Origin of the sequence: Pseudoalteromonas sp. SW0106-04 (genome assembly GCF_001293805.1) — a bacterium.
In the GTDB taxonomy this organism is placed as follows: domain Bacteria; phylum Pseudomonadota; class Gammaproteobacteria; order Enterobacterales; family Alteromonadaceae; genus Pseudoalteromonas; species Pseudoalteromonas ruthenica.
On record NZ_BCAI01000001.1, the window covers coordinates 435,443 to 455,721 of the forward strand.

Sequence of the window (20,279 nt, forward strand, 5' to 3'; positions counted from 1 at the left end):
TAAATAATACGCAGGCACTAACGTTTTGGTTTCTCGTCATCGAGCGGGCCGGCGCCAATATCTACTTTTTCTTCGCTTGGCTTAAAGTCAGGGTCTAGCGAAAGGTTAGCAAAAGGGTTCGACTTTTTGTCTTTGTCTTTGTCTTTGTCTTTGTCTTTGTCTTCAGCGCTCGTTTGTTCCGGCTCTGAGTCATCAGTGCGAGCTTCTTCACTTTGCTGGTCTTGTTCTGAAAGCGCAGACTCTAACTCCGCAAGCGCGTCATCAAGGCTTTGACTGTTACCATCGTCAATATCTAGCGCCAACTCTTCATCGCTTGATGATGTTTGCGCTTGTGTTGCTGTGCTTTGGGGCTCAATAATTGATGGCTCAGGCTCAGGCTCAGGCTCAGGCTCAGGCTCAGGCTCAGGCTCAGGCTCAGGCTCAGGCTCAGAGGTCTCTAACAAGGGTTGTGACGGGTCAAAGTCGTCAAACGGGTCATCCCCTTGGCTGGAATCCTCGTGGCTTTGCTGCGAGCTTGATGCAGGCGGCTCTGTGGCAGAAGTGGATGATGCTTGCTCATCGGAGCTTGGGTCGGACTCGCCACCTGCACGTTTATTGGCGGCTTCTAAAAACGCCATAAACTCCTCATCACTCATATTCGACCAGTCTTTGCTACTGCTGTCACTGCTGGGCAGAGGAGTTTGCTCTTGTTGCTCCGTTGCAGGTGTCGGTTTGGGAGTCGGCGCGGGTGCTGAATCTTTACTAGAGTGCGCTGTATCGTCCGAGTTGGGTGCGTCGTCTTTGCGTTTAAACGGGTGAATTTCTGCGCTCTTGCTTGCTCCTTCCGGATCGCTGGAGCGAGGCTCAGCAGCAGGTTTGGGCATCGGCGCAACGTTCTCTGCGGGCACCCCTGGGCGAGGTGTCTCTTCTTGTGCAGCGCTTGGTTGAGGCGTAGGCTCAGTGCGCGGCTCTGATTTTGGTGGCTGCACGGGCGTCTCGATTAACGGCTTGGTTGAAGACGCGCCTAGCGCGGCGTTGCTTCCTTGCGCAAGCAATTGCTTCACCTTGTCGACTAGGTGAGAACATTGTTGGGCGTCGAAGCTTTCAACACTGTAGCTAAGAATGTAGTCTACCAAGTCTTCACGCTGCATCACCAACGCAGGCAAATCAGATTTGAATAAAGCGTTGTTACTAAACAGTACCAGTAAGTTAACCTGTTGCTCTTGTATGTCCAGTACTTTAGCTAGCGCGCCAGCCTGGGCCTTGAGCTCAGTGATGGGGTTATCAAACTTGATTTCTTCATCGCCGTTTCGGGCGGTCCATTCTTGAGCGTGCTCGCCGCCAAAAATATCGCCTTCTTGGTTTGGTCGTGCCACGATAAACACGCCGTACGGGCTAATATATAATTGCTCGATGGCTGATGATTTGGCTTTTGGACCCACCAGTACAGGGACCGAAGAAAAGCGTTTATAAACTTGTGGGTCGAGCGTGTCAGGCTGTTTACCGGTGACCTTTTGCCACATCTTTTTGTAATTAACCTGTTTCTTAGGCAACTTCGGCACAGGAATAGCTTTGATAGCCGCTGTCTTTTTCGGCTTCACCGCTTTACCTTGGCTGCTGCGGTTGCTGCGAATAAAAATCAGCAACGTAATTAGCATGGCAATAAGCACCAAGGCTATTAATGCAGGGAAAATCAAGCCAACGAAAGGTGAACTCGGCTCTGAAGGTTGGCTTTGTACAGGAGCAGGAGCCACCTTTTTCGCTGTCACCGGAGCTGTTTTTGGCGCGGTAGTTTGTGTTTTCTCCGCCTTCGCTTGTTTTGCAGCCTCTTCGGCGGCACGCTGCTCGACAATAGTAAGTTGCGGCTCAGAGTTGGTAACTGTTGGTTCGGCCTCAGGTCTTTGCTCTTTTAATACCTTCTTAGGTTTGCTGGCTACTTCCTGAGGCTGAGATTGGTCATTTTCGGGTTTTGAGGTCGCTTTCGCTTGCGGTGTGCGCTTTTCTATATTCTTACAATTGGCATCGTAATCTCGTTTGGCACTGCGATAACTTGGGTGCGTGCGAGAATGATCAAACTGTGCCATTTGCTGCTTCAAAAGAATACACATGGCACTGTTATACTCGCGGGCACTGCTTTGAGTGCTCGCAAGGCTCAAGGTTAGGAATAAGACGAAATACGCGAATCTCATTTTATAAACATGGGTAAACAAGGTGTTATCTACACGTAGTCTAAAGCTTGTGGCCACATTTAGCTATAGCCAAAAAGCGCGATTCGCAATCATACTGAACAGTTGATGAATTTTTCGCCTATTTTTCAAGTCAGTGAATAGGGGATTCCAACCAATGCTGAATGATGGTTGGATTGTTTTGATACTTCTCTGGGTGCTGAATAATGGACTCCAATAGCGCCAGCTCTTTGGCATAATGCGTTTCTACATCAGGCACTTTTGATAACAGGCAAAATAGATAATCCGCGAACCCAGGCTTTGCCGGGCGCTGCTCTGTGGCCATACCTTTGTGCATAAGTTGCCTGTAAACATCCTCACGCCAACGCTGCGCCATGGTTTGCGGCGATAAAAAAGCGCTGCCAAGCATGGGTTGTAATTGTGCCAAAACCTGTTCTTTGCTTTTGTCTGCATGCAGGCAAAGCCATAAGGTAAACAGTTCCAGCTCAGTGAGTTCGGCTAAATCTAAATGTGCGCTTGGTTGATTCATAGTTACAGCCGTGTCAGCAATAGCATTGTTGTTCGACAACCGTAGTTAAACGATTGCACCTAAGGTGATACATAGTTCTCTACCGAGCAGTACGGGGCATCGCAGTAGGAAGATCATTTGATGTAGCACAAGCTTGATGATTAGTGCTATTGTTATACTCATAAAGTAGTAGGTAGTGCTTGTAGTTGGGCTGTGTATATGAAGTTTTCCCGTTTTGGTGTGATTGACTTACGCCAAGTTATTCTCGGGTTTGCGGTGCTGTGTGTGATGGTCACCCTGGGTAATCAGTTCATTATTAACTACCGAGTACACGGCCAGCAAATGGTGGCCCATACCCTGGCATCCAATCAGGCTTATGCCAGTAAGCTCTCTGATATTACCGAACAGTTTCTCAACTCTTTACAAATGCAGTTGCGCTATAGCGCTGCGCGATTAGCTGATAACAATACCCTAAAATCACAGCAGCAAGAAACGCTGCGATTATTAGAGCAAACCGCGTCTTTTAACTCTGTGGTGGTGGTGAACGAGCAAGGCGTTATTACCAGCACTGCGCCGTTAACCTTAGGTGTTAAAGGTGTGAGATTACAAAGCGACAGTGCTAAGCAATCTTTGCGCGCACAAGCACCTACCATTCCTCAACCGTTTGTATCGCCGGCTAGCAATTTAATTGTGAGCCCCTCACACCCCATTTTTAGCCCCGATGATCAATATCAAGGCTATATTGCAGGTACTATTTATTTGCATGGCGACAATATTCTCTCGCGGCTACTCGGGCAGCACTTTCACAACGATAAAGCCAATATTATGGTGCTCAGCGCAAATGGCAGCGTTATTTATCATTCTCAACGCCAGCGTGTGGGCTCTAAAATAACGCCGGCTTCGCCATTGTGGCCTGCGTTTGCCAATGCGCAAATGCAAAGTGGCAGCGAAGGTGTTGGCGCTATGTTGGTAGGCTATGCACCTGTGCGCGCAGCGAATTGGGTGGTGCTAGTGGGGACTGAGCGCAATCAAGTCGTTGAGAGTGTCGGCAACACTATAATGAACGTGCTTGCCAAAGCTGCACCAGTGACCGTGATCACCTTATTAGTGATTTGGTATTTAGCGAATTTAATTAGTGCTCCGCTGCGACAGCTCGCGCAACGCGTGGCCGATTCAAGTAAAGAATATGATGATGTGCCAACCTGGTTTTTTGAAGCGAAAACGCTACGCAATGCACTGAGAACTTACAGCAATGAGCAGCACCAGCGTATTAACGACCTGAATAAAGCAAGCTTAACCGATCCGCTCACCGGCATTGGCAACCGCCGTTATATGGAAGTGTTTATTCAATCTATGGTCGCTGATGAACAAGCCTTTGCGGTGATCACCTTGGATATTGACCACTTTAAGCGTGTCAATGATAACTATGGCCACGATGTGGGTGATGACGTTATACAAGGGCTAGGGCAGCTATTGCAGAGCAGTTGTCGAGAATACGATGGCGTGTGTCGCAGTGGTGGCGAAGAGTTCCTACTTATTCTCCCAGGCATAGGTAAAGACATTGCGTTAGAGCTGGCAGAGCGCTTGCGAGTGACTATCCAGGCCCATGATTTTACACCAGTACCGCAAGTAACGGTGTCTCTTGGCGTGAGTTTATGGCAGCCGGGTTGCTCGGTGGATGTGGTGCTCAAAGCTGCTGATAATGCGCTGTATCGGGCGAAACAACGAGGCCGCAATCGCTGCGAGGTGGAGTTGCTAGGTTAGGGCTATTTGCGTGGTTGCTGCTTATCCCAAAGCGACAATAGGCGCTGCGCAATGCCCCATACTAACAGCAAAATCATCAGCAGTGTGATCGCCAGTAGTAGCGCCGAGTCATTAATAAACAACCAGCTTAGGCTCAGCACAATGCAGCAAAACACACAAATGCTCAGTAAAGTATTTTTGCGTTTATTCGCCAGTTTAGTCATGCATACCTACCATTTTAGAAATCGCCCCTAGTATATCAACTTCTGGGCGCTGATCATCCTTCACTTTGTAACTTAGCAACGTAATTCAAGATGCAATGAGCAAAGTTTCACCACCGGCTAGCTGGCGCGCCGATCACAGCTGTTAAACTGTTGGAAAGTAACAATTAAACTCTTGTAATTTATTGATTTGAATCATACATTTGCCAGCTAACCAATAACCAGAATTTCCCTCAAAGCCTGTTCCTGATACTGTGCTAAGCTTCTTATGAAATGGTATACAAAATTACAAGAATCATATGACATCGTCTTTTAACGCGCTTTACCAATGTAGCTGCAGCGAGCAAGCCTATGAGCTGGCACTGAGTATGATTGATGAAGCTTTTGGCACAGCCCATTGCTTTGTTGGTAAGTTATGCGCCAACGCGACAGAAGTACAGACTGTGGCCTACCATCAAGACGGTGCCGTGCGCGCAAATTTCCAATACCCTTTGGCTGGTTCTCCATGCGCCGATGCATTACAAAGCGTCGATGTGTGCGCTTTTGGCGATAATGTGGCTGATTTATTCCCCGACGATACCATGCTTGCGGAGCTGGGGATTGAAGCTTACATCGGCGTGACGCTACGCGATGTATCACGCCAACCCATTGGTATTTTGGTGGCGCTATTTGAACAACAGCGAACGTTTGACCAAGTTGATGAGCAGTGGTTCAAGGACTTGGCATTTATCGTTGCTGCTCAAGCCCGCCATGATGCCGATTTGGCGCGAAAGGATAAGCTGTTAGCTGAGCTATCACTGCGTAATATCGTGTTTGAGCAAAGCAAAGAAGCCATCATGATCACCGATAACAATAACCGTATCCTGCGGGTTAACCCCGCCTTTGAGTTGTATACCGGTTATCGTGAAAGTGAACTAAAAGGGCGTTCACCCGCAGTGCTTTCCTCAGGTCAGCATCCTCCAGAGTTCTATCATGAAATGTGGCGGCAGCTCGAGCAGATGGGCCATTGGCGAGGCGAGATTTATAATCGTCGTAAAAATGGTGAAATTTACCCAGAAGAGCTGTCGATCACTGTTAATCGTGGTGCCAATGGGCAAATTACCCATTATATTGGTTTGTTTCGTGACATTAGCCAATGGAAAGAAAGTGAGCGCCAACTGCGGTTTTACGCCAGCCAAGAACCCTTAACAGGGCTTTTAAATCGTCGCAGTTTCTTAGAGAAAGTGGAGCAACATATTTCGTTGTTTCGCGCTCAGGAGCAGCACGCGTCAGTGCTGTTTTTAAACCTCGATCGTTTTAAAGATATCAACGATTTATATGGTCCAGAAATTGGCGATAAGGTACTGATTGCGGTGGCGTTGCGGCTGCAAAATTGTGTGCGTAACCATGATGTGATCAGCCGCTATGGCGGTGACGAATTCACTATTTTAATTGCCGATGCCAAACCTGGGCACGCGCACCGCTGCGCCGAGAAAGTGTTGGAGCGAATCCACCAGCCCATACGCTTGGGTGATTTAAGCATTGAACTAAGTTGCAGTATTGGCATTGCTCACATGCATAGCGATACCGATAGCGCCACGGTGCTCGTTCGCAACGCCAATCATGCCATGTTGAGTGTTAAGCGCGCTCAGTCTCACAGCATTGCCGTACACAGCCAAGAGATTGAAGCCATTTACCTGCGTAAACTTAAACTGCGCGACAAACTCCATAAGCTACTTCGCTTTGATGGCCTAGATGTGGCCTACCAACCGGTTATCGATAACCTAAGCGGGCGTATTGTTAAGTTTGAAGCCCTAGCACGCTGGCGCGATGAAGAGCTTGGGGTGATCCGTCCCGATGAGTTTATCGCCATCGCTGAGGAGTTCGGACTTGTGGCTATTTTGGGTCAGTTTGTGCTGCGCAAAGCGCTGACCGATTTGGCATGGATCCATAGCCAAGGCTACAACGACATCAGCATGGCAGTGAATCGTTCAGCCTCAGAATTTAACCATGTATTGCATCCCGTTGATACGGTGCTCGATACCTTGGCTGACTGTAACTTAAAGCCCAGCTGTTTGACCATTGAGGTGACCGAGTCGGTGGCCATTCATGCCCGAAAGCAAGCCGAAGGGGTGCTGAATGAGTTACGCAGCAAAGGAGTCATGGTGGCCTTAGATGACTTTTGTACAGGGTATTCATCATTGAGTCACCTTATCGACCTACATGCTGATTATATTAAAATCGATAAGAGCTTTACCCAGCAAATGCTCAGCGAACACAAGCACCAAGTGGTGATTGCCAGCGTTATTCGTATTGCCTCAGAGCTGGATATGGAAGTGATTGCCGAAGGCGTGGAAACACAGCAGCAACAGCAACAATTGCGTGAGTATGGTTGTCACTTTAGCCAAGGTTATTATTACTCTCCTGCAGTTCCTTTAAAAGAGGCGATGGCGCTGTTAGCCAAGCATAATGATGATGTAAACGGCCCCAATGAATTTTCCAATATAGGTTCAAAAAGTGTTTAAAATTAAGCGATTAGCAGCGTTTTAATCGCAATTTAACAATCTTGTGCCATAGTGAATAAGACCGATGTTTTAGGAGCTACACCATGCAAAACCTCACCCTCAAAACCATTTTCATTGGTTTTGTGTTTGTCGCCCTGTTTGTGGTTACGTTAGTGACTGCACTCATTAATACTGGTCAGTTTTCCAGCCTTTATTATCGGCAAACTGAAACGCAGTTATTACCAGATACTGTTGGGCGAGTAGCGAATGAAATTAGAGCCGAACTGATGTATCCCATTACGGTTTCAAAAACGCTGTCGCAAAACGCGATGTTGCATCAATGGGTGCGCGATGGCGAGCAAGGGAGTACTCAGCATGGACAGGTGCTTGATTACTTTCGCGACTTACAGCAAAAATCCGGTGCGACATCGGTGTTTTGGGTAAGCCGAGAAAGCCTGAATTACTACACCGAGGGTGGGCTGTTTAAGCAGGTATCGCGCAGTGAATCACGGGATAGCTGGTTCTTTGATTTCATTTCCAGCAGTGCACAGCAACAGTTGGCGCTGGATGCCAGTGAACAAGGTGGGCAACTGACTTTATACGTTAATACCTTAGTGAGTATTGATGGCCAGCGCGCAGGAGTCGCGGGACTGGGTTATGATGTGTCGAAAATTGCCAATATGGTTACCTCACGTAAAGTCGGCGAGCAAGGGTATCTGTTCCTGGTTGATGACACACAGCGTATTATTGCTCATGAAAACAGCCGCTTTATTGGTAAAACGGTGGCCGATGTTAACCAATTAGCACCACTGAGCTCGGCTCTTTCTGGCAATGGCAGTGGCTTTGTACTCAATGAAACTGAGCTCGATGGCGAGGCGGTTTATGGTGCGGTGATGCCTATTGAAGGCACCGAGTTGAAATTGGTCGCGGTGCTGCCAGAGCATGAGATCTCCGGCGCAATTAATTCGGTTATTTGGACGTCGGTTCTTGCCAGCGTGGTACTTGCAGTGGTGTTCTTGGTGCTAACCATGTATTTTGCCAATTGGCTGAGCAGCCGCATTCGTACCGTGGGTGATGACCTCCTTGCCATGTCTGGGCAAGGAGGCGATTTAAGTACGCGCCTTGATGATAGCGTTGATAATGAGTTGGGGCATCTGGCCAAGGGCTTTAACGCCATTATTACCAAAGTCGCTGAGCTGGTGGATGAAATCAGTGTCACCGAACAAGCGATGCGCGAGGGCATTGCTGAGCTGGCCGATTTTTCCGATAAAACCTTTAGTGCCACAGAAAGCCAGCGCTCACAGACGGATCAGGTCGCGACAGCGATCACTGAAATGGGGCAAACGATTACCGAGGTATCCGATATTGCCCACCGTACCGCCAGTGATACCGAAGAAGCGGTGCGTGAAACGACCACCACTAACGACAACATGACGCTCACCGCGCAAACCATGCAAGAACTCAACGATATTCTTAATAATGTGGATACCAGCGTGGGTGAGTTTGCTAATCAGGCGGCAGAAATTAACTCGGTAGTGGAAGTGATCAATGCCATTTCCGAACAAACGAATTTATTAGCCCTGAACGCCGCTATCGAAGCTGCTCGCGCCGGTGAGCAAGGGCGCGGTTTTGCTGTGGTTGCGGATGAGGTGCGCTCACTGGCGCAGCGTACGCAAAAGTCTACCTCAGAGATCCGCGATCAAGTGGCGCGCTTGCAAAGCACTTCGACGCAATCACAAGAGGCCATCGCACGAGGCACAGAAAGTAGCCGCCAAGTCACTGACCACACGCAAACGGCGGTGGCGTCGCTGCGCGCGATTCAGCAAAAGTTTGAGGAGATCAGTCAGGGCAATCATCAGGTTGCCGCCGCCACCGAAGAGCAGGGCACAGTGGTTGAGCACATTAACCAGTCGGCCCATGAAATATCAGACAGTGCCGGCAGCATTCACTCTTATGCCGAGCAGCAGCAAAGCGCAACGCAAAGCTTATTAGCGCGGGCACAGCATCTGCGCGATTTAGTGAGTCAATTTAAGGTTTAGAACAGATGCAGCGAAAGTCTGTCGGCGAACTGCTCCAGCGCATAAAGACCCGCGCTGGAGTTGCCAAAGGCATTGAGTTTGGGTGACCACACCGACACCGCAAACTGCCCTGGGACAACAGCAACAATGGCACCGCCTACTCCGGATTTACCGGGCATGCCAACGCGATATGCAAAATCGCCAGCGGCGTCATAAAGGCCACTGGTAAAGAGCAGCGAGTTCAATTGCGAGTTTTGTTTGCTAGTCAGAATACGCTCACCCGAGGCGATGTCGACACCCCGATTAGCGAGATAGCCAAAGGTGCGCGCCAGTTCTTGGCAGTTCATTTCGATGGCGCAAAAGCCAAAATAAACCTTGAGCACTTCTTCTACATCATTTTCAAAATTGCCAAACGAGGTCATTAGGTGCGCCATGGCCGCGTTACGATGGCGGTGTTGAAACTCTGAACGAGATACTGTTTGGTTGATACACACCCGAGGATTACCGCTGAGCCAACGCACCGTTTCTAACATGTGGTGAGTGGGCGCGCTTAAGCGAGAGTAAAGCGCATCGCAGGTAACAATCGCGCCGGCGTTAATAAACGGGTTGCGCGGAATGCCTTGTTCAAATTCAAGCTGGGTAAGCGAGTTAAACGCAGTGCCCGAAGGCTCTTTGCCAACACGGTGCCACAACGAATTGCCATAGCGTTGCAATGCTAAGGTGAGAGTGAGCACTTTGGAGACCGATTGAATAGTAAAAGGCACGTCCACATCGCCGGTGCTGAAGGTTTGCCCATCCACGGTATGCACCGCCATCGCAAACTGCTCACTGTCGACCTCAGCCAAAGCCGGAATATAACTGGCCACCGCGCCCTCGAACTGCGACAATCGTGAACGTACATCGGTGTTAATGTCGTCAATAACCTGTTGAATATTCATCCGCTTCTTTCACTTGACTAAAACCCAATGATACGGAATATAACACCTATACGAAAGCGCAGCATTGCCCCAAATGATGGCCGCTTTTAGATAACCAAGTGCTTTGGCCTCAGAGTATGGACTCATGAGGCAAACAATAACAGCGCAAGGGACTGCTAAGCAGAGAAAAGAGAGTCATCAATGATAAGACGGTTAAGCAGTGCATTGCTGCTAAGTATGGGTATGTTGGTGGGCTGCGGTGGGTCAAGCTCCGACTCACAAGCGCCTGCAGGGCCGCCGCCGTATCCACCACAAGGTAGTACATGGCAATGGCAATTATTGGGGGCGCTCAATAGCGAGTACGATGTATTCGCTTACGACATTGATTTGTTTAATACCGCTGCCGAGACCATTGCTAGCCTCCAGCAGCAAGGGCGCTTCGTCATCTGTTATTTTTCAGCCGGAAGTTATGAATCTTACCGTGAGGATGCCGGCGAGTTTTTAGACTCCGAGCTTGGCAATACCTTGGCCAATTTTGCTAATGAGCGTTGGTTGGACACGCGCAGTAGCAATGTCCGCGCTATCATGCGCGCGCGCATGGATTTGGCCGCCGCCAAAGGCTGTGATGCGGTGGAGCCGGATAATGTTGATGGTCATATTAATAACACCGGTTTTGCACTGACTCGTGAGAACAGCATTAATTACAGCCAGTTTATCGCTGAATATGCGCGCTCGCTCGGCTTGTATGTGGGTCTTAAAAACAATGTTGGCTTGGCGCAAACCTTGGAGCCTTACTTTGATTTTGCGGTCAATGAATCGTGCTTTCGCTTTAATGAGTGTGCACGCCTAGCCCCTTTTGTTGATGCTAAAAAGGCGGTTTTCCATGTGGAATATTTGTCGGTGGCCGAGGTCGGCAGCGGTGAGCTGCAACGAGTCTGTGCACAAACCGAGCCGCTGGGCTTTTCCACCTTGGTGCTGCCCACGGCATTGAATGACGCGTATCGCTTTAGCTGTAGCGAGCAATGAACGCTTTACTTATTAGCGTTGCAGCATAAAGGTCTCATATTCGAGGCGGTTAAACTGACGATTTAGCATCACTAACCCCAAGACGGTGCTGATCAGCATGGCTAAAGCAAAGCCGTAGCCATAGACCTCAGGCCCAAGCTGAATGGAGAGCTCAGTGAGCATCAAGTTGGCGAGGGTCATCACCGTCACCAAGGCCGTGGCCTGATAACGTTTATCTAAATAAAACATGACGTTGAGTATGGCCATCAGAATAACTTGCAAAGACACGCCGACTAAATCGACATACAGTAAGTGTAGATAGGCGAGGTCTATTTTCAGCAGTGTGAGAATTTCCTCACTCCACAACAGCAGCAATGCGAGGGTGATCCCTTGCACTTTAAAAATTTGATATAAGCTGTCTTTGCAGTGCAATACCATTTGGTCCTTAAGTAAGTACACCGACTCCAAGGTGCCGCCTTCGCGCACCGTTTGGTAAAACCGCTCGTTTGAGGCGGCAAAGTCGGTTTCCATGTGCAGCATAAACACCGCCATGCCAGGAATAATGGCGAGGTACGCGATAAAAATTGGTAAATCATAGATATATGAGGCGCGGAACATATCGATAACGGCAAAAGACACCTCGGGGTGTAGCCAAAATACGAATTTATCTACCCACACTCCCAAGTTATAAAGCAACCCACATAATGCTAATGAGTAAAAAGCTTGCTTGCGGTTTAAAAACTGAAAGGCGATAAGCGAACCGGCGCTGTAATTGCGTAAAATAAAAAAGAGCAAAACAAAGGTGATCAGCCCCTGACACGCGGCAAAGATCATCAATAGCCCCAAAATACCGTAAGGTGGCAGTAACCATGAAGCCAGCACCATCAGCGTATAGCCAATTGCCAAGGTGGCAACAATCCGATAATACTGCTTCATACCGCTTAGGAATACGATGATTAACCACAGGTTGCACAGCACCACAAAGCCGCATAACAACGCCATTTTCACTGCTGCATCTAACGATGTATTGGCCAATACCGCAATACCAATGGCTGTGCCAAGCGCCGAAACAAGTAACATGCAGCCTAATAAGTTTGGCGTTACCTTGTGATCTTTGCCTTCAAATAGCCGGTCGGAGATAAACCGTGTTAGTAGCAGTTGGAACATACCACTGAGGATCAGTGAGCCAGCCATCATGTAAGTGACTAGCACTAGGTACTGTATGATCAGAGTGTTAGGGAACACTCGACCGATACTTATCATACCGATGATCATCAGCGCTAAAATGGATAGCACCCAGGGCCCCGAGCCCACAATTGCCGCCAAGCCGTATGCTTCGAGGTAAGAGAGCAGGGTGTTTTTCTTTAATATTCGGCGTAGCTCAAAGCCTATTCCTGCCATGTTAAATGCTCCTCATACAGCGTTTGGTAGCGCTCATACATCGTATGTTCCTGATAATATGCTTGCACTCGGCGGTAGCCGTTATCACCCATTTGTCGCCAGCGCTGGTCATCTTCCAATAGCGCCAGCAAGGCTTCACTGGCTTGGTTGGGGTCGGCTATATTTGTTACATAGCCACAGCGCCCAAGTTGCTGGTCGTGTTCGTTCATACCTTCGAGAATTTCGCGGCATGAGCCAACTTCTGAGGCCACACAGGGGATACCTGCGGCCATGGCCTCAAGTAGTACCAAGGGTTGCGCCTCACTGATGGAGGTGAGCATACACACGCCAAGTTTGGGAAGAATTTCGGCAACATTTTGCATGCCCAAGAACAGCACGTTGTCTTGCAGCCCCAAGCTATTAACCAGCAGTTCGCACTCGCGAACATAGCTTGGATCTTCCTCGGTGGGGCCAATGATCCACCCTTGTAGTTCTGGTTCGCTATTAAGGGCCACACGAATAGCACGAATAAAGGTTTTAATATCCTTAATGGGCACCACGCGACCAATTAACCCCGCGACTTTAGGCGCCTGTTGCGGTCGCTTGGCGTAGGCCTCACTGAAGCGCTCCATACTGATACCGTTGACAATCACCCCAGTTTTATCGGCCGGTGCGCCGTCTTTTATTTGCCGCTGTCTATTGCCTTCATACAAAGCGATGATGCTATCTGCTTGGTCGTAGGCGGTACGCCCTAATTGCTCAAAAAAATCTATCCAGGTTTGCCGTGTTTGCTCCATTTTTTTATGGATACTGGTGTCCAGCGCACTGTGTCGGTCTTTGATCCAGCTTGCTTGAGTGAGATCGATTTTGCGCTCTTTGGTATAAATACCGTGCTCGGTTAATAAATAAGGCATCTGCTGTTTTTGTTTCGCCAAGGCGCCGAGAAAGCCGGCATAACCGGTCGAAATACTGTGAAATAGCCGCGCAGGGGGGAGGTTTTCAGCCACTTTGACTAAGGTGAATAAGGGGCTGTAGATGTTGCGAAAGGTCCAAAAGTAATCCACAAACGATTGGTTTTGTGCGTGTTGGAAATACAGATCAACAATCACATCCCAAGAGCGCTCGCTGTATAAAAAGTCATCATAACTTAGGCCATGCTTTTTACCCAAGTTAGCCAACAAGCCTTGTAAATGCTCACCATCTAAGGTTTGCTCCGGATTTTTAAAGCGTGAGATGACATTTTGCCAAAGGCTGAAGGCGGATTTTTTCCCGCGTCGAGCGCGCGGTGCCAGTAAGCCGTCTTTATCCATCAAGTAATGGGTCTCCATGCCGACCACATTGTCGGGCAAGGTGTAATGCTGCTGTTGATAAAAAGAGCGGCTCCCGCCTATAAATACAAGGTAAAAGTTAAGGTGGCTAAGGCCACTGATCAGCTGGTGCACCCAGCTTGATACACCGCCGCGCACGTAAGGGTACGTGCCCTCTAACAATAAACACACATCAATACGCTTCACGACGCCAAAACTCCCTTAATTCATTTAGCGCGTCACCGGGTTCGGTGGGCAGGTGACTGACTAATAAAGCGGCATGGTCGTAATCGCCCTGAGCAAAAGCGGCCTCGGCTAAATAGGGCGCCACTTGTTTTAATAACAGGCCGCGATGACGTGCTTTTTCTAGATACTGCGTGGCTAAATCATATTCTTGTAATTCCAGCAGCACCCGGCCGAGTTGTAACTCACTGCGCGGTGAAGGGGTGAGGGCTTCGGCTTGCAGTAGGTAACTTTTCGCTTGCTCTAAATAGTGATTGCGCAGTGGCCCTTCAGCGATGCCAAGGTAGCATAGCTCCCAATACAGCTCAGCAATTTGAAAATGCAACGAGGCTTGTGCGCCTTCGCTTAGTTTGTTTTTCAATGCGTCAATGTTGCGGTTGATACCAAATTCTATTTTTTCGATGGCGGCGTAGGCAAGTAAACGCACGTCATCGACTTTATCGGTGAGCGCTAACTTAAGCAACGGCACCGCCACGCGCTCTGGTAAAAAGCGACAGGCATTGACCGCAATCAGGCGACGCTCATCGGAGGGATTAAACAACAAAATATCTTTCAGTGCGGCGGCACCAAACTGGCTTTGTTCAAGTTGCTCTGGGTGCAGGGGTAATTCCAAGCTTTCGGAGCGCTCCCATAGTGCCGGCTGCTTTTTCTTCGGGAAATACAAGGCGACGATAAAAATCGTCGCCAACCCCAGCATACCGACCATGGGCATACTGAACGCAATGACAAAAATAAAGGTAATGGCACCGATAACGGGTTGTTTGTAGCGTCGCGGCAGCGCCAGCCAACACACTAAGGTGAAGGTTCCCGCCGCAGCGCCATGGCTAGCAGCATAACTTAACCAGCCGAGCAGACTAAGGTCTTGCTTGCCGAGTAGGTAAAGGCTTGCCGACTCAAAGAGAATCGTTTGAAGAATCAGCCAAATCTTCATCGAACGCTCCTAAGTCTTCGAGCAAGGTATTTACTTGCTGGTATTGCTCAAATACCAACAGCGGACCAAATACGTCTAAATCGCCTTCGGCAAGGGGGGCATTATTGGCGAGGATACTGCGGATCCGCTGCACAAATTGCTCTGCTTCCATCACTGTGGTCATCGGCAATAGCACGCACAATGCTTGGCGGCCATCTTCTCGCTCGCAAGACCAGTAAATATCGGCACCACGGCGAAAATCGGTAACATGTTCTAAATCGAGGTGTTGCGCTTCACTGTTGTCGTAAAACACCACCATGGCGCTATCTGCACCGTAATGGCGCTTATACCACAGTTGGTTTTCCAAATACTGGCGGAACAGCTGGCGTTGTTCGGGTTTGAGAATGGGTGCGAACAACTGGTGTGACATAAAGTTGGCAATATAACCGGCCAGTAATGCAATCAGGGCAATATTACTTTGCGTGAGGGACACAAACTTGACCTTCTCTGCAAGCACCACCCCTTGTAGCTCGCCGCTGACATCAACTAGGGGGATCACCAACTGATAATTGAGATTATACTCATCGCTGTCGATAAAGTTCGCCGGAGAGAGTACAGCCTTAGAGGTGTACACATCTTGTAGCATTAAATCATCAGCGATAAGGGCATGTTCACTGCCAATGGTGGCCAGTGCGCCGGGCACCAGCTTGCCGTCACGTATTTCGTACAAACCTGCTTGATACATGGTAATCACATCAGCAAATACTTGGAGGCTTTTTTGGGCCAGGTTGGCAAGACGGTTTTCCGCATGGCCGGAGGCCGCTTGTTGGAGTAGTTGAATGCCAGTGCGTAGGCTCATTTGTTTGCCAGCCGCGCGCTGCTCAAGCTGGTCGTGGGATATCTTCAATAAATGGTAATTTTGCGTAAAGCTTTTTAGCTTTTGTTCCATATAGCGGTGGTTTAGCTCAAAGCGCTGATTGATATCATGCCAGTGATCGCGAAATTCGCCCACCAACATGGTCACCACTGCTGTGCCCACAGACACAGATAGGCTAATCGATACTTCGGTGGCGATAAAATTATCGACCACACCGACACTCACAAGTAACAGCACGAAGCTCATCATTCCGCGACCAAACCCGTAGCGCAGGGCGATGACAAGGGGTCCCAACATCGGCCAATAGAAGTAATCAGTGGCGTGTTCATGAGCGAGGCTGGCTTGATACACCCAGATGCTCAGGGCAATAAAGGTGATAAAAACCAGTTCAAACCAGGCGATAGGCTGGTGGTCACTGCCAAAAAGCAGGCGCCTGATAACGGCATTGAGGCCACGACGTTTACTGTGAGGCATAGCGCGACTAATCCCAGTCTAGTTCATCAATCAGGGTATCGATGGCCTCAAGTGCGACCTGCGAGAGCGACTCACGGCCCCATCCTGTTTTTGATGTGGAACCACGCCAAAGCTCATTGCCACTGCTATCTGCAAGGGTCAGTGTCAGCCCCACAGCCGGCTCACCATCTAAGCCATACTTGTATTGCCACTCTTGTACTGAACCAGATACCACATAGCCCGGCTGCTGTTCACTCAGCCACCGCTGCGCCTCTTGATTACGCTGGGCAGGCTCAAGGCTCGCCTGTAAATCACCCACTTGTTGCTTGGGGTAGAGTGTTACCTTCAACCCTTGCTCAGCAAGTGCAGATGCCAGCAGTTGCTCAGCCTGAGCCTGCGCCATGGGCATATTTGACTGATTTGCCAAGGGCATAATATAAACCTGTTGACTGGCGCTGAGCGTCGGGCTTTCACCGGCATAGTGCGTTGCGCAACCACTGAGTATGAAGGCCAAAGCCAATGCCATTATTGTTTTCATCATTTTATCCTCACATCAAAAGTCGATAAAGTATCCCACGTTGAGTGTTAAGCTCTCACGGCCATTTTGGTCGGCACTTTGCCACACACCCTTTATGAAAAATTCATCATTGCCAAATGCTTGCACACCCAGCCCTACGTTAGCCGAATAATCGACGCGTTGCTCAATAAAGTTATAACCCACGGCCGTATCAAGCCAATAGCGCATACCTGGGGTGTTTCGTCCAGGCTGTGAGACTTCACCACGCAGCAACGATTGGCCCAACGCTAAACGTCGGTATTTAGGGGTTAGAAAATCCACAGCTCTAACTGGCTCTGGGCGCTGCAAGTGTGCTGTTAATCGCTGTAATGGCCGCTCGTCCAAGGTGTTTTCTTGGTGGTCATACTGCGCATACACCTGCCAACTCGGAGTAAAGTTGAATTGCTCACTCAGACGCACGCTGCTTTGCCATTGTTGACCGATAGGCTCACCAAAATCGGAATGAAACAGCGCCCGCGAAATATTTATATTTACTTGCTCGTAGCGCGTTGGCTGCCAGCTCAGTTGATAGGCGAGCCTATCCTCATTGCCGAGCATGTAGAGATTTTCACTTTGCTGCGAGGGCATGCTGTGACGCACACTCAAGGTGTGGCTTAGACGTCTATCTGATTGCCACGTTGCGCTTGCATGCTGGCCGAATACCGTGTTGGTATCGCGCTCGCTGATGGCTATACCAAAGTGCAGGTCTTGCCAACGCGGTCGAGCGCGTGTCCGCCAATCTAGATTCACACTCTGGTCTTGGTAATGATCGATTAGGGTTGAGGCGGGGTCGCCACTATCATATTGATAAGAGAGTGCCATATGACCATCGCCTAAAGGACGATAATAGCTAAGCTGCTCTGTGCTTAGCTGCCACGTATCAAGCAGGCTGTGTTCAAAACGCACACCATGGGCATGGCGGTCGTGTTGGGCAGCTAAAAAGCGTTGCAATGGTGCTAAATCTTGTTTGGCGACACCACCATTAAGGGCTTGTTGGCCCAGTTGCCATGCGGCAAAATTATCACCTAATTGCGAGAGTGCTGTGGCCCGCTCAGTGGCGGTCAGTGTTGTTGATTGGTAAGCCAAAGTACGTGCTTGCGAGTGGTTGTGCTGTGCCAGCGCTAAAGACAATAAAATGCTGTCATTGAACTGCTCGGAAGCAATGACTTGCTGGGCTTGTAATAAGGCTATCTTTTGCAAGGCTCCAAGCGTTGGGTCGCTAAATAAGGCATTGATATCAGCGCCACCGTTGCCTTGGTGCAGATGCCAATTGAGCTGTGCGCTGGCATAGGCGGGCGATACTAAAGTGCGTAGCAATGATACGTAGCTAATTTCGCCATCCTGGAGGGCGCGAAGCTCAGCACTTAATTGTGTGAGCACTTGCACGCGCAAGCGTTGAGCCTGCGCTAAAGCACCTTGATTTTGCAACAGCGATGCCCAGGCTAATTTATCAGCGGCGGTGCTTAACTTGGCGTTATCTAACTTGCGATACCAGCTATCAGCATGAGTATATTCGCCCAGTTGCTGCGCCGCATAAGCTAACGCTTGATACATAGACGCAGTTTGCTGGTTGTGTGGTGCTAAATACCAGTACAACTCACGCAGCCATGGGGTGTCTTGACTGTCTATCGCCAGCCACAATGCACTTTGTTGCACGTTCGGGTTATGCGGGTACTGGGTGAGTAATGCACTTAGCAGCTCTTTGGCGCGAGTATGGTGTTTTTTATACATGGCTAAACGCACGCGCAATAGCTGCACGGATAAGCGTTTATCGCCACTGTGATCGGCTGTTAACGCCTCGCTGGCACGTTTTATCAGTGCTGCATTTTGCTCGCTGAGGCCATATTCTAGGAGATGATTGAGCACCACAATGCTTTTTGTTTGCGCATAATAAAGCCACAAGGTATCCAAGCTTTGTTGGTCTAGCTTATTGTGGGTGGCAATCAGTAAGTAGGGGTCCAAACTGGTATCACCTCGATGCACACGAGCACGCTGAAAACGCTGTTGCAATGGCCTATTTGCGATATAGGTCGCCAGCTCTTGTAAGTTGGTAAGCTGCTCTACATCTAAGGCTTCTTCATCGCTGTATCGATAAAGTAGCATCAGCGCCTTATCTACCTCGCCGATCGCGACAAAGCTTTGCGCAAAGTAATTCAAGTTGATGTAGTCGTATGTCGGCTCAAGCGGCAACGTTGCCCACAAGGCCGTGGCTTGCTTTGGTGCGCCGACAAAATTATAAAAACGCGCGAGTTGGAACCAATAAAACTCTCGAGTTGGAAAGCGCTGATGCAGCGTTTGCAAATGCGTGAGGGTCGTTTGTGCGCCCAAGGCTTTATCACTGAAGTCGACCCATTGTTTAAGAGTGCTATCATCAAGCTCGTCTTTGAGTGCTAGCTGATAGTAAAAGTCGCTCAAAGCAAATAGGTCACTCTCTGCTAAAGCTTCACTGACGCCTTGCCATAGAAGTGCTTTGTCAGGTTGCGTGGCAATAATTTGCTTTGCAAGTACCAGCGCACTGGCGGTATCGCCCAGCCAAAGATAGTAATCATGAAGTTGGCGCTTATCTGCCAAAGTAGGTGCAACACTCAAAACTTTAGCAAGCCACACTGCCGCTTGTTCAATATCACCCACCTCAGCAAAGCGTTCACTGGCTTGGCGCCAATCAGCGGGATCAGTACTTTGTAGGGCCTTATTCGCACTTAATTGAGCTGCTAACGTTGGCTTGTTGGCGGCCCGCAAGAAGTTAATACTCAACTGCAAACAGGTGTTGTCACACTGATGCTGATGGCGGCGAATAAGCGCCTCACCTTGTTGCCAGTGTTGTTGGGCGCTATATAACCCAAGTAATTGCTCAAAGTGTGCATCTGAGGGTTGTTGCTCGTACAAGGCTTGGCTGTGGAAAATAACCCGCTCTTTAAGACCCGCCTGCAACGCTAAAGACAATAAAGCCTGATGTTCACCTTGTTGTTGACTTAGCAACTGATAAGCAAGGCGAGGCTCGCCTATTTGCAAGGCATAGCTGGCAAAGTGTTGGCGTTGTGATGAGTTGAGCTCTGGCACTAGGGCGTTTAAATAATCGATTAATTGTCTGCGCGCCGTTGGGTCTTGGCGCTGTATCAGTCGCAGTAGGCTGTCGGCGTAGAGCGTTTGTGCTTGTGTAAGTAAAGCAGAGTCGGCAAATTTAGTCAGCGGTGTTAGCTGGGCCAAGCTTTGATGATATTGATCGAGCTTGAAGTGCTGCTTTGCGAGGGTTAAATCCAGTTTTAAGCTCGGTACTTGGTTGCTCTTAAGCACGTTCAAGAAGGCGATGGCCACAGTGGGGTCTTGCGCGTCTTCAAGCATATCAATTAGCAGAGCGCGATTGGGTTGCAGTATCCACAACAGTGCCAACGTTACCGTTGCAAGGGTGATCAGCGCACGACGACTCATCAACACGATACGCTTGTCGCCGCGAGGGTCGCCCTTGGTGTGAATACGCGCTGGCGGGTTCATC

The 20,279-nt window shown here is 49.3% G+C and carries 14 protein-coding genes; 4 read left to right on the forward strand and 10 right to left on the reverse strand.

The window, feature by feature from the left end; genetic code table 11:
- Positions 1-17: 17 nt before the first annotated feature.
- Together W04_RS02000 and W04_RS02005 are read right to left on the reverse strand one after the other, a co-directional pair.
- Complete coding sequence (locus tag W04_RS02000) at positions 18-2,168, reverse strand: nuclease-related domain-containing protein (protein WP_157576229.1); 2,151 nt, start codon at positions 2,166-2,168, stop codon at positions 18-20.
- A 130-nt stretch (positions 2,169-2,298) separates the two neighbouring features.
- Positions 2,299-2,694: a hypothetical protein gene (locus W04_RS02005; RefSeq protein WP_026111298.1), complete on the reverse strand. Its 396-nt coding sequence runs from the start codon at positions 2,692-2,694 to the stop codon at positions 2,299-2,301.
- 198 nt (positions 2,695-2,892) lie between these two features.
- Here W04_RS02005 and W04_RS02010 point away from each other — a divergent pair, with 198 nt between their 5' ends.
- Positions 2,893-4,437: a sensor domain-containing diguanylate cyclase gene (locus tag W04_RS02010; RefSeq protein ID WP_053909594.1), complete on the forward strand. Its 1,545-nt coding sequence runs from the start codon at positions 2,893-2,895 to the stop codon at positions 4,435-4,437.
- Positions 4,438-4,439: 2 nt separating this feature from the next.
- Here W04_RS02010 and W04_RS02015 read toward each other — a convergent pair whose 3' ends face one another.
- A complete protein-coding gene (locus W04_RS02015; RefSeq protein WP_053909595.1) occupies positions 4,440-4,640 on the reverse strand; it encodes a hypothetical protein in 201 nt (66 codons plus the stop codon).
- Between the two features lie 296 nt (positions 4,641-4,936).
- Between W04_RS02015 and W04_RS02020 the strand changes: the two genes are divergently transcribed.
- Both W04_RS02020 and W04_RS02025 read left to right on the forward strand, forming a co-directional pair.
- Positions 4,937-7,141 carry a bifunctional diguanylate cyclase/phosphodiesterase gene (locus W04_RS02020; RefSeq protein ID WP_053909596.1) on the forward strand — a complete coding sequence of 735 codons (2,205 nt, stop codon included), beginning with the start codon at positions 4,937-4,939 and terminating at the stop codon, positions 7,139-7,141.
- A gap of 83 nt (positions 7,142-7,224) precedes the next feature.
- A complete protein-coding gene (locus tag W04_RS02025; protein ID WP_053909597.1) occupies positions 7,225-9,159 on the forward strand; it encodes a methyl-accepting chemotaxis protein in 1,935 nt (644 codons plus the stop codon).
- Here W04_RS02025 and glsB read toward each other — a convergent pair.
- On the reverse strand, positions 9,156-10,076 hold the full coding sequence (glsB, locus tag W04_RS02030; RefSeq protein WP_022946966.1) for a glutaminase B: 921 nt from the start codon (positions 10,074-10,076) through the stop codon (positions 9,156-9,158). The genes W04_RS02025 and glsB overlap by 4 nt on opposite strands.
- 180 nt (positions 10,077-10,256) lie before the next feature.
- On the opposite strand from glsB, the gene W04_RS02035 reads away from it, so the two are divergent.
- On the forward strand, positions 10,257-11,081 hold the full coding sequence (locus tag W04_RS02035; RefSeq protein WP_040643388.1) for an endo alpha-1,4 polygalactosaminidase: 825 nt from the start codon (positions 10,257-10,259) through the stop codon (positions 11,079-11,081).
- Between the two features lie 12 nt (positions 11,082-11,093).
- Here W04_RS02035 and pelG read toward each other — a convergent pair whose 3' ends face one another.
- Genes pelG through W04_RS02065 form a run of 6 tightly spaced genes read right to left on the reverse strand, consistent with a single transcriptional unit; the run spans position 11,094 to position 20,278 of the window.
- Complete coding sequence (pelG, locus tag W04_RS02040; RefSeq protein WP_053909598.1) at positions 11,094-12,461, reverse strand: exopolysaccharide Pel transporter PelG; 1,368 nt, start codon at positions 12,459-12,461, stop codon at positions 11,094-11,096.
- Positions 12,449-13,954, reverse strand: a complete 1,506-nt coding sequence (gene pelF, locus W04_RS02045; RefSeq protein WP_053909599.1) for a GT4 family glycosyltransferase PelF — start codon at positions 13,952-13,954, stop codon at positions 12,449-12,451. Before pelF ends, pelG begins: the two co-directional genes overlap by 13 nt.
- On the reverse strand, positions 13,941-14,921 hold the full coding sequence (locus tag W04_RS02050) for a hypothetical protein (protein ID WP_053909600.1): 981 nt from the start codon (positions 14,919-14,921) through the stop codon (positions 13,941-13,943). Before W04_RS02050 ends, pelF begins: the two co-directional genes overlap by 14 nt.
- Positions 14,884-16,251: a PelD GGDEF domain-containing protein gene (locus W04_RS02055; RefSeq protein ID WP_053909601.1), complete on the reverse strand. Its 1,368-nt coding sequence runs from the start codon at positions 16,249-16,251 to the stop codon at positions 14,884-14,886. Before W04_RS02055 ends, W04_RS02050 begins: the two co-directional genes overlap by 38 nt.
- A gap of 7 nt (positions 16,252-16,258) precedes the next feature.
- Positions 16,259-16,771, reverse strand: a complete 513-nt coding sequence (locus tag W04_RS02060) for a hypothetical protein (protein WP_157576232.1) — start codon at positions 16,769-16,771, stop codon at positions 16,259-16,261.
- Between the two features lie 12 nt (positions 16,772-16,783).
- Complete coding sequence (locus W04_RS02065) at positions 16,784-20,278, reverse strand: tetratricopeptide repeat protein (RefSeq protein ID WP_053909603.1); 3,495 nt, start codon at positions 20,276-20,278, stop codon at positions 16,784-16,786.
- Position 20,279: the final 1 nt, after the last annotated feature.